Annotated in this window: 12 protein-coding genes; 1 reads left to right on the forward strand and 11 read right to left on the reverse strand. The window is 72.1% G+C overall.

The annotated features are described in order from the left end of the window. Positions 1 to 300 precede the first annotated feature (300 nt). From ABZZ38_RS15300 to ABZZ38_RS15350, 11 genes are all read right to left on the reverse strand, one after another. Complete coding sequence (locus ABZZ38_RS15300) at positions 301 to 1,080, reverse strand: AAA family ATPase (protein WP_356739666.1); 780 nt, start codon at positions 1,078 to 1,080, stop codon at positions 301 to 303. Positions 1,081 to 1,195: 115 nt separating this feature from the next. Beyond that, positions 1,196 to 1,636 carry a type II 3-dehydroquinate dehydratase gene (locus ABZZ38_RS15305; protein WP_356739668.1) on the reverse strand — a complete coding sequence of 147 codons (441 nt, stop codon included), beginning with the start codon at positions 1,634 to 1,636 and terminating at the stop codon, positions 1,196 to 1,198. Beyond that, positions 1,633 to 2,727: a 3-dehydroquinate synthase gene (gene aroB, locus ABZZ38_RS15310; RefSeq protein WP_356739670.1), complete on the reverse strand. Its 1,095-nt coding sequence runs from the start codon at positions 2,725 to 2,727 to the stop codon at positions 1,633 to 1,635. The genes ABZZ38_RS15305 and aroB overlap by 4 nt, the downstream gene beginning before the upstream one ends. Beyond that, complete coding sequence (locus ABZZ38_RS15315; RefSeq protein WP_356739672.1) at positions 2,724 to 3,242, reverse strand: shikimate kinase; 519 nt, start codon at positions 3,240 to 3,242, stop codon at positions 2,724 to 2,726. The genes aroB and ABZZ38_RS15315 overlap by 4 nt, the downstream gene beginning before the upstream one ends. Further along, positions 3,239 to 4,423: a chorismate synthase gene (gene aroC / locus ABZZ38_RS15320; RefSeq protein WP_356739674.1), complete on the reverse strand. Its 1,185-nt coding sequence runs from the start codon at positions 4,421 to 4,423 to the stop codon at positions 3,239 to 3,241. The genes ABZZ38_RS15315 and aroC overlap by 4 nt, the downstream gene beginning before the upstream one ends. Positions 4,424 to 4,612: 189 nt before the next feature. Next, positions 4,613 to 5,455: a shikimate dehydrogenase gene (locus ABZZ38_RS15325; RefSeq protein WP_356739676.1), complete on the reverse strand. Its 843-nt coding sequence runs from the start codon at positions 5,453 to 5,455 to the stop codon at positions 4,613 to 4,615. After that, positions 5,433 to 7,121, reverse strand: a complete 1,689-nt coding sequence (gene mltG, locus ABZZ38_RS15330; protein WP_356739678.1) for an endolytic transglycosylase MltG — start codon at positions 7,119 to 7,121, stop codon at positions 5,433 to 5,435. Before mltG ends, ABZZ38_RS15325 begins: the two co-directional genes overlap by 23 nt. A 101-nt stretch (positions 7,122 to 7,222) precedes the next feature. After that, the gene (gene ruvX, locus ABZZ38_RS15335; RefSeq protein WP_356739680.1) at positions 7,223 to 7,687 is read right to left on the reverse strand and encodes a Holliday junction resolvase RuvX; all 465 of its coding nucleotides are present in this window, start codon (positions 7,685 to 7,687) and stop codon (positions 7,223 to 7,225) included. Then, the gene (gene alaS, locus ABZZ38_RS15340; RefSeq protein WP_356739682.1) at positions 7,687 to 10,356 is read right to left on the reverse strand and encodes an alanine--tRNA ligase; all 2,670 of its coding nucleotides are present in this window, start codon (positions 10,354 to 10,356) and stop codon (positions 7,687 to 7,689) included. Before alaS ends, ruvX begins: the two co-directional genes overlap by 1 nt. Next, positions 10,356 to 10,688 carry a DUF6167 family protein gene (locus tag ABZZ38_RS15345; RefSeq protein WP_356739684.1) on the reverse strand — a complete coding sequence of 111 codons (333 nt, stop codon included), beginning with the start codon at positions 10,686 to 10,688 and terminating at the stop codon, positions 10,356 to 10,358. The genes alaS and ABZZ38_RS15345 overlap by 1 nt, the downstream gene beginning before the upstream one ends. 7 nt (positions 10,689 to 10,695) lie before the next feature. Next, positions 10,696 to 11,133: a DUF948 domain-containing protein gene (locus ABZZ38_RS15350; RefSeq protein WP_356739686.1), complete on the reverse strand. Its 438-nt coding sequence runs from the start codon at positions 11,131 to 11,133 to the stop codon at positions 10,696 to 10,698. Positions 11,134 to 11,289: 156 nt separating this feature from the next. Here ABZZ38_RS15350 and ABZZ38_RS15355 point away from each other — a divergent pair, with 156 nt between their 5' ends. Then, positions 11,290 to 13,392 (forward strand): regulator, encoded by a 2,103-nt coding sequence (locus tag ABZZ38_RS15355; protein ID WP_356739688.1) that lies wholly within the window; start codon positions 11,290 to 11,292, stop codon positions 13,390 to 13,392. The last annotated feature ends 171 nt before the right edge of the window (positions 13,393 to 13,563 follow it).

Here is a 13,563-nt window from a genome sequence, read left to right on the forward strand (position 1 = left end):
GGGCACCCCCACGGAGCCGGCGGTCGCAAGAACGTTGCATTGAGTGCCCAGCCCTCGCCGCCGGCTCGCTGCGGGGACGACCCCGCACGGCCCCACCCCTGCGCCGTCTGCCGGGTGCGGGTGAGCGGTGGTGGGGGGCCGCCGGTGCCGGGAAGGGCCTGACGGCGAGTGAGCCGAAGGGGCGCGGCTGTGTCGAAAGGGATGGGGGTCCCCCCGCCGAAGGCAGGGGGGGAGCGCGGAGGGTCCCGAGGAACGAGGGACCCGAGCACTCTTTGGCGCCCCGGAGGCGAACCGAGCCCCTCAGGAGCCGGCCAGCGTCCGGGCGAGCACGTCGTCGAGGACGCGGGCGGTGGTTTCGACGTCGTACGTGGAGTTGTCGATGATCGGGAGTCCGGAGCCGTACCAGCCGGCCATGCGGCCGTGGATGCCGGCGACCTCGTCGTCGGAGAGGCGGCGGTTGCCGGTGCGTTCGGCGTTGCGTTCCAGGACGATCTCGAGTCCGGGGAGGAGCACGACGGGGAGCAGTCCGGGGCCGACGTGTCGTTTCCAGCCGCCGAGGCCGACGACGGGGCGGTCGGGGAAGACGGCGTCGTCGAGGATGCAGGAGATGCCGTTGGCGAGGAAGTTGCGGGCGGCGAAGCCACAGGTGCGGCGGGCGAGGCGGTACTGGGCCTCGGATTGGTCGTTCCAGCCGTCCTGGGGGTCGGCGAAGCCGGCGCAGACCCATTCGCGTACGTCGTCGAGGCTGATGTGCGCGGTGGGTACGCGGCGGTTCCGCGCCCAGTACCGGGCGACGGTGGTCTTGCCCGCGCCGGCCGGGCCGATGAGCAGGACGGCGAGGGTGGCATTGCCGGTGCCGGTGGGTGGTGCGGCGGGGACGGGCACGGGGCCGCCGGGGGGCAGCGGGATGTGGCCGGTGGTGTCCCGGGGAGGGGTGCTCCATCCCGGGGCGGGCGGGATGGGCGGTGGCGGCCCGTGGGGGGTGGGTGGCTGGGGAAGCGGTGGATGGGCCTGGTGGGTCCAGGTGGCCGCGTGCCCCGGCTGGTGGGGCGGCAGCGGAGCCCCCACTGCGTGCTGCATCCGGTGCCACTCCGTCTCGTCCGATTGGCGCTGGTCGGGCGGGCGTTCGGGTCGCCCGTTACCGAACCGTACCCTTACCGGCCGCCTCTGTGGGAAACGGCCGGGTGGGGTCCGGTCAGCCGTTGAGCTCGTCGGCGAGGGCGCGCAGGGCGAGGCGGTAGGAGCCGATGCCGAAGCCGGCGATGGTGCCGCTGGCGACGGCGGCGACGACGGAGGTGTGCCGGAACGCCTCACGGGTGTACGGGTTGGAGATGTGGACCTCGATGAGGGGGGCGGTGCGCTGGGCGGCCGCGTCCCTCATTCCGTACGAGTAGTGGGTGAAGGCCCCCGGGTTGAGGATGACCGGAATCGAACCGTCGGCCGCCTCGTGGAGCCAGCGGATCATTTCGCCCTCGTCGTTCGTCTCCCGTACGTCGACGTCGAAGCCGAGTTCCTTGCCGAGGGTCCGGCAGGCGGAGATGAGTCCGGTGTACGAGGTGGAGCCGTACACGTCCGGTTCGCGCGAGCCGAGGCGGCCGAGGTTGGGTCCGTTGAGGACGTACACCGTGCGGCTCACGCGGCGACCTCCCCGTAGGCGGCGACGAGGACGGCCGGGTCGGGGCCCTCGAGAACGGTCGGCTTGGCGAGGCCGTCGAGGACGATGAAGCGCAGCAGGTCGCCGCGGGACTTCTTGTCGACCTTCATGGTCTCCAGCAGCTTGGGCCACTGGTCGCCGCGGTAGGTGAGCGGGAGGCCGACGGACTCCAGGACGGTGCGGTGGCGGTCGGCGGTGGCGTCGTCGAGCCGTCCGGCGAGGCGGCCGAGTTCGGCGGCGAAGACCATGCCGACGGAGACGGCGGCGCCGTGGCGCCACTTGTAGCGCTCGTTCTTCTCGATGGCGTGGGCGAGGGTGTGGCCGTAGTTGAGGATCTCGCGCAGGCCGGATTCCCTGAGGTCGGACGAGACGACGTCGGCCTTGACGCGGATGGAGCGTTCGATGAGCTCGGCGGTGTGCGGGCCGGTGGGAGTGCGGGCGGCGGCCGGGTCGGACTCGATCAGGTCGAGGATCACCGGGTCGGCGATGAAGCCGGCCTTGATGATCTCGGCCAGTCCGCTGACGTAGTCGTGGACGGGCAGCGAGTCGAGCGCGGCGAGGTCGCACAGGACGCCGGCCGGGGGGTGGAAGGCGCCGACGAGGTTCTTGCCCTCGGCGGTGTTGATGCCGGTCTTGCCGCCGACGGCCGCGTCGACCATCGCCAGGACGGTGGTGGGGACCGCGATCCAGCGCACGCCGCGCAGCCAGGTCGCCGCGACGAACCCGGCGAGGTCGGTGGTGGCGCCGCCACCGACACCGATGATGACGTCGGTGCGGGTGAACCCGGTCTGGCCGAGCGCCTTCCAGCAGTACGCGGCGACCTCGGCGGTCTTGGCCTCCTCGGCGTTCGGCACCTGGATGGCGACCGCCTCGTACCCCTGGTCGGCGAGGTCGGCGCGCAGGGCCTCGCCGGTCTCGGCGAGCGCCTCGGGGTGGATGACGGCGACGCGCTGGGCCCTGGGGCCGACGAGGGCGGGGAGTTCGCCGAGCAGCTGCCGGCCGACCAGTACCTCGTACGGGTCGGTGCCGGCCGTGCCGCCGACCTGGATACGGGTCACTGCCTGGTCAGTCATACGTCCTTCAATTCGAGTGCGTCGAGGATCGCCTGGGCGACCTCTTCAGGGGTCCGGTCGTCGGTGGCCACGACGACCCGGGCGACTTCGGTGTACAGGTGCCTGCGGGCCTCCATCAGCTCGCGCCACTGGCGGCGCGGGTTGACGGCGAGCAGCGGGCGGGCGGTGTTGAGGCCGACGCGCCGGACCGCTTCCTCGACGTCCATCGACAGGTAGACGACCGGCAGCCCGGCGAGCAGCGCGCGGGTGGAGGGGGCGAGGATGGCGCCGCCGCCGAGGGCGAGGATGCCCGTGTGCTCGGCGACGGCGGCCCGTACGGCTTCCCGCTCCAGCGCGCGGAAGTGCTCCTCGCCGTCCTCCACGAAGATGTCGGAGATCTCGCGTCCCTGGGCGGCCACGATGTCGGCGTCCGTGTCCCGGTAGGGCGCGCCGAGCCGCTCGGCCAGCAGCGCGCCCACGGTGGACTTGCCGGAGCCCATGGGCCCGACCAGGACGATCAGCGGGCCGGTGCTCACCGGATCTGGAGGTTGTCGAGGTAGGAGCGGACGTTGCGGCGGGTCTCGGGGACGGAGTCACCGCCGAACTTCTCCGCGACGGCGTCCGCGAGGACGAGGGCGACCATCGCCTCGGCGACGATGCCGGCGGCCGGGACGGCGCACACGTCGGAGCGCTGGTGGTGGGCGGCGGCGGGCTCGCCGGTGGCGACGTCGATGGTCTTGAGCGCGCGGGGCACGGTCGCGATGGGCTTCATCGCGGCCCGTACGCGCAGCAGCTCGCCGGTGGTCAGGCCGCCTTCGGTACCGCCGGAGCGGCCGGAGGCGCGCTTGATGCCCTCGTCGGTGGCGAGGATCTCGTCGTGCGCCTTGGAGCCGGGCACGCGGGCCAGGTCGAAGCCGTCACCGACCTCGACGCCCTTGATGGCCTGGATGCCCATGAGCGCGGCGGCCAGCCGGGCGTCCAGACGGCGGTCCCAGTGGACGTGCGAGCCCAGGCCGACGGGCACGCCGTACGCGAGGACCTCGACGACGCCGCCGAGGGTGTCGCCGTCCTTGTGGGCCTGGTCGATCTCGGCGACCATCGCCTTCGACGCGTCGGCGTCCAGGCAGCGCACCGGGTCGGCGTCCAGCTTCTCGACGTCGGCGGGCGTCGGGTACACGCCGTACGGGGCCTTGGCGGCGGCCAGCTCGACGACGTGCGACACGATCTCGATGCCGGCCGTCTCCTTCAGGTACGAACGGGCCACCGCGCCCAGCGCGACGCGGGCCGCCGTCTCACGGGCGCTGGCGCGCTCCAGGATCGGGCGTGCCTCGTCGAAGCCGTACTTCTGCATGCCCGCGAGGTCGGCGTGGCCGGGGCGCGGGCGGGTCAGCGGGGCGTTACGGGCCAGTTCGGCGAGCTCGGCCGGGTCGACCGGGTCGGCCGCCATGACCTTCTCCCACTTGGGCCACTCGGTGTTGCCCACCATCACGGCGACCGGTGAGCCCATGGTCAGCCCGTGGCGCACGCCGCCGAGGAAGGTGACCTCGTCGCGCTCGAACTTCATCCGCGCGCCGCGTCCATAGCCGAGGCGGCGCCGGGCCAGGTGGTCGGCCACCATCTCCGTGGTGATCGGGACACCGGCGGGGAGGCCCTCCAGCGTCGCCACCAGTGCGGGGCCGTGCGACTCCCCCGCGGTCAGCCAGCGCAACCTGCTCAACGGTGCTCCTCATGCTTCGCGCCTCGACTGCAACGGCGCGACCGGGTGCGCGGCCTGGCCCGCCTCACCCCTGATCCTCCCACGTCCCGGCCCCGTACCTGGTGCCGGTCCAGCAGTCGGACGCCGACTTCGCCGGGAAGGGACGGTCCCGAGGCCCCCTAACGCGGGAAAGGCCCCATGGCCCGGCGCTCACCCGCCGTGCAGGGCCCGCTCTCCGGCCGTCCTCATGGCCGCGATCGGCGCGGGCGCCCATCCGGTCATCTGCTCCACCTGGAGCACGGCCTGGTGGACGAGCAGGTCGAGGCCTCCGACGACGGCCCCGCCGCGCGCCGACCAGGCGGCCGCGAGCGCCGTCGGCCACGGGTCGTACAGCACGTCGAAGAGGGTGCCGGGCCGCTCGGGGACGGCGGCGGTGAGCGCGTCGGTGGTCCCGGCGGGCGTCGTGGCGATGACGAGCGGCGCCCGCAGCGCCTCGGCGGCCCGGTCCCAGCCGGCCGTACGGACCGCCACGCCCAGCCGCTCCCCCCAGCCGCGCATCTCGGCGGCCCGGGTCTCACTGCGTACGTACGCGGTCACCGGCCCCGTACAGACTCTGGACAGCGCGGCGAGCGCGGACGACGCGGTGGCGCCCGCGCCGAGGACGGCGGCGGTCTCCACCTTCTCCACCCCCCGCTCGTACAGTGCGGCGATCATGCCGGGGATGTCGGTGTTGCCGCCGATGCTGCGGCCGTCGTCGGTGAGGACGACCGTGTTGACGGCCTCGACGGAGCGGGCCGTCGGGGTGATCTCGTCGAGCAGCGGGATGACGGCCCGCTTCAGCGGCATGGTCAGCGACAGTCCCGCCCAGGACGCGTCCAGCCTCTCGAAGAACCCGGGCAGCGCGGCCTCGTCCACCTCGTACCGGTCGTACGTCCAGTGGGTGAGGCCCAGCTCCGCGTAGGCCGTCCGGTGCAGGACCGGGGAGAGGGAGTGGGCGATGGGCGATCCGAGGACGGCGGCCCTCCGGGCGTCAGTCGCTGCCCTGGTTGTCATTGAACTTGTCCTTCAGTTTCAGGAATTCGGCGTGCGTCTTCGCGAACTCCGTCTTGTGCATGCCGTCGGTCGCGACGAAGTACATCCAGCCGTCCTTCGTCGGGTTCATGGCGGCGTTCAGCGCCTCCTCACCCGGGTTGCTGATGGGGCCGGGGGTGAGGCCCTTCTGGGTGTAGGTGTTGTACGGGTCCTGGTTGCTGTTGATCTCGGATTCGCTGATCTCGATGTTGCTCTCGCCCTTCAGATAGTTGAAGGCCGAGTCGAACTGGAGCAGCTGGTTGGTCTCCGTGTTGGTGGGCTTGAGCCGGTTGTAGACGACCTCGCCCATCTTGCGGAAGTCGTCCTTCGTCTTGCCCTCTACCTGGACGAGGCTGGCGACCGTGAGGAGCTCCCACGGGCCCTTCAGGCCCAGGGCCTTGGACTTCGCCTGGAGGTCGTGCTTCTCGTACTCCGCGTTCGCGCGGGCGACCATCTTCTTGAGGACGTCTTCCGGCTTGTTGCCCTTGGCGACCGGGTAACTGGCCGGGAAGAGGAACCCTTCCAGCGGGTCCTTGACGTCGGGATGGCCGGTGGCCCACTCCGGCAGGCCGAGGTTCTCGACCTTCGCCCTGGCCACCGACTTGGTGGTGCCGGGTTCGAGCTGAAGACGCTTGTCGATCTCCTCGTACACCCACGCGTTGCGCCGGCCCTCGGCGATGATGAGGGAGTTGTGGCTGGACGGCTTGAGCATCAGTTCGACGGCGCTCGCCGCGGACATGCCCTTCTTGAGGGTGTAGACGCCGGCCTGGATCTTCTTGCCGTCGGGGTTCCGGTCCTGGGCGGAGACGAAGGCGCCCTGGCTCTTCACGACGCCGTTCTTGACCAGGATGCTCGCGATCTCGTAGCCGCCGGCGCCCTGCGGGATCTCGACCTCGACGGTCTCGTCGGTGCCCGTGCCCTCGAAGTCGGGGGCCGCGCCGAACTGGCTCTGCCAGAACTGGTAACCGAAGTACGCCACGCCGCCCGCGCCGCCCACCAGGACGAGCGCCACGACCAGGCAGGCCACGCCGTTGCGGCTCTTCTTCTTGGGCTTCTTCGGCTTGCCGCGGCGCTCCCGCCGGGTCCCCGCCGGCTCGGCGTCGTCACCCTCGCGGTCGTCACCGCCGCCCCCGAAGAAGGGGTGATCGTCCTCCTCCGGCTCCTGGGACCGCTGCGGCTCTTCGTACGCCGGTTGCGGCTCGGCCGGCCGCCGCTGGCCCGGGGGCTGCGGCGGCGGGTAGGCATCGGGCGTCCCGTAGTGGTCGGGGCCCTGGTCGGCGTAGGGGCCGGCGGGGGCGGGCGGCGTTCCGTACGGCATCGCGGCCTGCTGGCCGGTGTCCCAGCCGCCCTCGTACTCCTGCCCGCCGTAGTGCTGCTGGGCCTGGTAGCCCGGCGAGGCGTATTCCTGCTGATGCTGCTGGTGCTGCTGGTCGCCGCCGTAGGGCTGGTCGGCGTGCTGCTGGTCGGCGTGCTGCTGCTCGCCGTACTGTCCGCCGCCGTACTGCTGCGGCGACTGCCGCTGTGACTGCTGCTGCTCGTAGTACTGCCGGCCGTCGGCTGCCTGCTGACCTCCCCATCCCGGGTCCCCGTACAGCGGGTCCTCGGGATGCCACGGTTCGGAGCCGGGGCCCCGTCCATATCCAGTCATCGATCCCCAAACGGCCGCGAGGCTTCCGGACGATCCGCCTCTACGCTGTGCGGCGGCTGTTCGAACGCCGCCGCATCGCGCGGAACGTTACCGTATCGCGATCAGATGACCACTTCGACGCTCTCTCCGGGCGGATTACCGGATACCCGTTCAGACTCAAGAGCGTTCTGAAGGATGATCACAGCGGCTGCCTGATCGATGACAGACCGTCCCTTTTTGGACTTCACACCCGAGGCGCGCAGGCCCTGACTGGCCGTCACTGTGGTCATCCTCTCGTCGACCAGCCGCACCGGCACCGGTGCGACGGAGCGGGCGAGCTCCTGGACGAAGGCCCGGACCTTGGCCGCGGCCGGGCCCTCGCCCCCGCTGAGGGAGCGAGGCAGCCCGACCACGATCTCGATCGGTTCGTACTCCTCGGCGATCTGTTTCAGCCGCCGGTGGGCGGCCGGGACGTCCCGTCCCGGCACGGTCTCCACCGGCGTCGCGAGGACCCCGTCGGGGTCGCACGAGGCGACCCCGATCCGGGCGTCCCCGACGTCGATCGCGAGGCGACGGCCCCGTCTCATCAGGCGGTTTCCTCGATGAGGCGCTCGACGGCGTCGATGGCCTCGCCGATGGCCGCGGGGTTCTGACCGCCGCCCTGGGCGACGTCCGGCTTGCCGCCACCGCCGCCCCCGAGGGTCTTGGCGGCCGTACGGACCAGCTCGCCGGCCTTCAGACCGCGCTCGCGGGCCGCCTCGTTGGTGGCGATGACCGTGAGCGGGCGGCCGTTCGCCGTGGTGAACAGGGCGACGACGGCCGGGCGGTCGCCCGGGATGCGGCCGCGCACGTCGAGGACCAGCTTGCGCAGGTCGTCGGCGGAGGTGCCGTCCGGCACCTGGCCGGTGACGACGGCCACGCCACGGATGTCCTTGGCGCCCTGGACCAGGCCGGCGGCGGCCTGGAGCACCTTCTCGGCGCGGAACTTCTCGATCTCCTTCTCGGCGTCCTTCAGCTTGCCGAGCATGGCGGAGATCTTTTCGGGCAGCTCCTCGGGGCGGCCCTTGACCAGCTCCTGGAGCTGGGCGACGACCGTGTGCTCCCGGGCGAGGAAGTTGTACGCGTCGACGCCGACGAGGGCCTCGATGCGGCGCACGCCGGAGCCGATCGACGACTCGCCGAGCAGCTTCACCAGGCCCAGCTGGGCGGTGTTGTGGACGTGCGTACCGCCGCACAGCTCCTTGGAGAAGTCGCCGATGGTGACGACGCGGACCTTCTCGCCGTACTTCTCGCCGAACTCGGCGATGGCGCCCTGCCGCTTGGCCTCGTCGATCGGCATGACCTCGGCGTGGACGTCGAGCTCCCGGGCGAGGACCTCGTTGATCTTCTGCTCGACGTCGGTGAGGACCGTGCCGGGCACGGCGGACGGCGAACCGAAGTCGAAGCGGAAGCGGCCCGGGGCGTTCTCGGAGCCGGCCTGGGCGGCCGTGGGGCCGAGGGCGTCGCGCAGCGCCTGGTGGGTGAGGTGGGTGGCGCTGTGGGCGCGGGCGATGGCGCGGCGGCGCGTGACGTCGATGGTGGCGTACGCCGTGGCGCCGACCGTCACCTCGCCGACCTGGACCGAGCCCTTGTGCACGGAGACGCCGGGGACCGGCTGCTGGACGTCGCGGACCTGGATGACCGCGCCGCTGTGCAGCTTGATCCGGCCGGTGTCGGCCTGCTGGCCACCGCCCTCGGCGTAGAACGGGGTGCGGTCGAGGACGACCTCGACCTCGTCGCCCTCGGTGGCGGCGGGCGAGGGGACACCGTTGACGAGCAGGCCGACGACGGTGGTCTCGCCCTCGGTGTTGGTGTAGCCGGTGAACTCGGTGGCGCCGTTGCCGTCGGCGATCTCGCGGTACGCGGAGACGTCGGCGTGGCCGGTCTTCTTGGCCCGGGCGTCGGCCTTGGCGCGCTCCCGCTGCTCCTTCATCAGGCGGCGGAAACCGTCCTCGTCCACGGACAGCCCCTGCTCGGCGGCCATCTCCAGGGTGAGGTCGATCGGGAAGCCCCAGGTGTCGTGGAGCAGGAACGCCTTGTCGCCGGGCAGGACCTTGCCACCGGAGGCCTTGGTCTCCGTGACGGCGGTGTCGAGGATGTTGGTGCCGGCCTTCAGGGTCTTGAGGAAGGCGGCCTCCTCGGCGAGCGCGACGGTCTCGACGCGCTTGCGGTCGGTCTCCAGCTCGGGGTACTGCTCGCCCATCGTGCGGATGACGGTGTCGACGAGCTCGCCGACGACCGGGCCGGAGGCGCCGAGCATGCGCATGTTGCGGATGGCGCGGCGCATGATGCGGCGCAGCACATAGCCGCGGCCCTCGTTGCCCGGGATCACGCCGTCGCCGATGAGCATCACGGACGTCCGCATGTGGTCGGCCACCACGCGCAGGGAGACGTCGCTCTCATGGGCCTGGCCGTAGCGCACACCGGTCAGTTCGGTGGCCTTGTCGATGACGACCTTCAGGGTGTCGGTCTCGTACATGTTCTGTACGCCCTGGAGGATCATCGCGAGACGCTCGAGCCCGAGGCCCGTGTCGATGTTCTTGCTCGGCAGGTCGCCGAGAATCTCGAAGTCGTCCTTGCCGGTGCCCTGGCCGCGCTCGTACTGCATGAAGACCAGGTTCCAGATCTCCACGTAGCGCTCGTCGTTGACGGCCGGGCCGCCCTCGGCGCCGAACTCGGGGCCGCGGTCGTAGTTGATCTCGGAGCAGGGGCCGCAGGGGCCGGGGACGCCCATGGACCAGAAGTTGTCCTTCTTGCCCAGGCGCTGGATGCGCTCGGCGGGGACGCCGACGACGTCGCGCCAGATCTGCTCGGCCTCGTCGTCGTCCTGGTAGACGGTGATCCAGAGCTTCTCCGGCTCCAGGCCGTAGCCACCGTGCTCGACGGAGCCGGTCAGCAGCTCCCAGGCGAGCTTGATGGCGCCTTCCTTGAAGTAGTCGCCGAAGGAGAAGTTGCCGCACATCTGGAAGAACGTGCCGTGGCGGGTGGTCTTGCCGACCTCCTCGATGTCCGGCGTGCGCACGCACTTCTGGACGCTGGCGGCGCGCGGGTACGGAGGCTTGACCTCACCCAGGAAGTACGGCTTGAACGGGACCATGCCCGCGGGGACGAGGAGCAGAGTCGGGTCGTCCGCGATGAGCGACGCCGAAGGGACGACGGTGTGCCCGCGCTCCTCGAAGAAGCTCAGCCAGCGGCGGCGGATTTCAGCCGACTCCATCAGTGGTCCTCATTCCGGTTGTACGAGTGGTTGTGGGGGTTCGGGTCCTGGGCGCGCCCCAGCGCGGCGGCGCGGCGCGGCGCGGGGAGCGCGGGGTCGTCCGCCGGCGCCCGCAGGCCCAGCGCCTCGCCCAGTTCGGCTTCGCGCTGGAGCATGCCCGCGCGGACGTCGAGCGCGAACTCCTTGAGCCGGTGGCCCGTCTCGATCGCCTTGTCGGCGGCCTGCGCGGCCAGGCTCTCGGGGGTCAGCTGCTTGAGCTTGCGATTGACCTTGGTGGTGGCCCACACGCCGGCAGCGGCGCCCGCGGTGAACCAGAAAGCACGGCGGAACATCCCTGCGTCAGCCCTTCCGCTTCTTCCTGCCGGTCCGGGCGGACGGCACCGTACGGCCGACGATGACCGTACGCCCGGGCTGCTCGGCAGGCTTGTCGTTCCCGTTCCGGCTCATCGCCCGGCGTACGCCGTAGCCGAACGCCGCGACCTTGACCAGCGGGCCGCCGAACGTCGAGGCGACCGTGGTGGAGAGCGCGGAGGCGTTGGAGGTGACCTCCTGGACGTCCGTCGTGATGGCGTCGACCCGGTCGAGCTGGGTCTGCGCGGAGCGCACGGTCGCGGACGCGTCGGTCAGCAGCGGAATCGCCTGCTCCGTCACCTCCGCCACGAGCCGGGTGGTCGCCTTGAGCGTCTGTGCCAGCCTCACCAGCACCACGGCCAGGAAGGAGACCAGAATCGCCCAGAAGACGGCCACCAGGATCCCGGCAACCTCTCCACCGGTCACTGCGCACCGCTCTCTGCTCGTCGGACGTCTTGAAAAGTCGTCCTCCGAGCCTATCGCGACGGCGCTCGCTCCCCGTACCGCATTAAGGCCGGGCGGAGCCGGAGTTGTGCGGTCCGATTGTACGGAGTGCTCCCCTGTGAGTACGCTCCGTGTTCCATGCGACGGAGCAATCTCCCGGCGGAGCTGAACCGGTTCGTCGGACGCGACGGCGAACGCGAGGAGCTGACGCGGCTGCTGGCGGAGTTCCGGCTCGTCACGGTGGTGGGTGTCGGAGGGGTGGGGAAGTCCCGTCTGGCGGTGCGTACGGCCGCAGCGGTGGAGAAACGCTACTGCGATGGGGTTTGCTTGGCGGAGCTCGCCCCGCTGCGCGATCCGCGACTGCTGGAGCACACCCTGCTGGACGCGCTCGGGCTGACGGACCATACGCTCCGCCCGCCGCGGGAGGTGCTGGTCGAGCACCTCGCCGGCCGGCGGCTGCTGCTCGTCCTGGACGGGTTCGAGCATCTCGTGGAGGAGTGCGCGGGGCTCGTACGGGAGTTGCTGCGCGGCTCCCCCGGCCTGACCGTGCTCGGCGTGGCCCGCCGCCCGCTGCGGCTCGACGGCGAGGCCGTGATGGCGCTGGCGCCGATGTCCGAAGAGGACGCCGTGCGGCTGTTCACCGACCGCGCGACCGCGGCGCTGCCCGGCTTCCACGCCGAGGACGCGGGCGCCGTACGGGAGCTGTGCCGCCGCCTGGACGGGATTCCGCTGGCGCTGGAGCTGGCCGCGGGCCGGCTGCCGGTCCTCACCGTGGAACAGGTGCTGCACCGGCTCGACGACCGGTTCCGGCTGCTGACCGCCGGTGCGCGCGGGGCGCTGCCCCGGCACCGGACGCTGCGGACGGCCATCGGCTGGAGCCATGAGCTGTGCACGCCCGAGGAGCGGTTGCTGTGGGCACGGCTGTCGGTCTTCGCGGGCCCGTTCGACCTGGAGGCGGTGGAGTACGTGTGCGGCGGCCCGGAGTTGCCGGCCGACGAGGTGCTGGACGTCCTCGGCGAATTGCTGGCGCAGTCCGTGGTGGCGCGGGAGGAGACCCCCGCGGGCACGCGCTACCGGATGCTGGACACGGTCCGGGCGTACGGGGCGGAGTGGCTGGCCGCGCTGGGCGACGAGGAGCGGATGCGGCGGCGCCACCGCGACTGGTACATGGGGCTGGCCACCTGGTGCGAGCTGGAGTGGTTCAGCCCGCGCCAGGCCGAGGTGGCCGCCTGCGCCGACGGCGCGCTGCCCAATCTGCGGGCGGCGCTGGAGTTGTGCCTGGAGGCGCCGGACGACGCGCACCTGGCGCAGCACCTGGCCGGGACGCTCTGGTTCTCCTGGGTGGGGTGCGGCCGGCTCGCGGAGGGGCGGCACTGGCTGGACCGGGCGGTGGCGCTGGAGTCGGGGCATGACGAGGCGCGGCTGCGGGCGCTGTGGGTGCTGGGGTACGTGGCGATCCTGCAGGGCGACTACACGGCGGCGGTGGCGGCGCTGCACGAGTGCGGCGAGGGCGCGGCCCGTACCGGCAACGCGCTCGCCGCCGCGTACACGACCCACCGCATGGGCTGTCTCGCGCTGCTGTCGGACGACATGTCGCGCGCGGAGGAACTGCTGGGGCGGGCGCTGACCGCGTACCGCGAGCTGGGCGAGCTCAACAGCCAGGTGCTGATGGGGCAGGTCGAACTGGCGATGGCGAAGGTCTTCCTGGGCGAAGTGGGGACGGCCGTGGCGCTGTGCCGGGAGGTGCGGGAGATCTGCGAGGACCGGGGCGAGCGGTGGACACGGGCGTACGCGCTGTACGTCCTGGCGTATGCGGCGTGGACCCGCGGCGAGCACGGGGAGGCCCGCGAGCTGCTGGGCGAGTGCATCACCATCGACCACACGTTCAACGACCTGGTGGGGCTGGTCCTGGCCATCGAGCTGCTGGCCCTGGTGACGGCCGGCGAGGGCGACCCGGCGGAGGCGGCGGTCCTCCAGGGGGCGGCCGGGCCGATGTGGGAGGCGGTCGGCCTGCCACTGTTCGGCTCCGGCTACTTCGGCGCGCCCCGCGCCCTGTGCGAACAACGGGCGGGCGAGGAGCTGGGGCCCGAGCGTTTCCGGTCGTACGTCGCGGAGGGCGGCGCCCTGTCCAAGGACGCGGCGGTGGCCCGGGCCCTGGCGGGGCGCCCCGCGAAGCGGGTGGTCCCGCAGTCGTGCGTGGACTCCGCGCCTGCGCGCCGCGGGGGCCGCGACTCGCGGTGAGCGGGGGCGGTGCGCGGACAAGGCCGGGTTGGTTGCCGTTTCCCGGGGCGCGGTCACCGTCCGGTGGTCGGCGGCCCCTCGGGCACGCCGGATGGGGAGCCCTTCCAGCGCCGCCGACCGCCTGCGGGGACCCCGCACGGCCGCGCCACGGGCCGGAGTGCCGACCGCGGG

It is taken from the genome of Streptomyces sp. NPDC006368 (assembly GCF_040612535.1).
Lineage (GTDB): Bacteria > Actinomycetota > Actinomycetes > Streptomycetales > Streptomycetaceae > Streptomyces.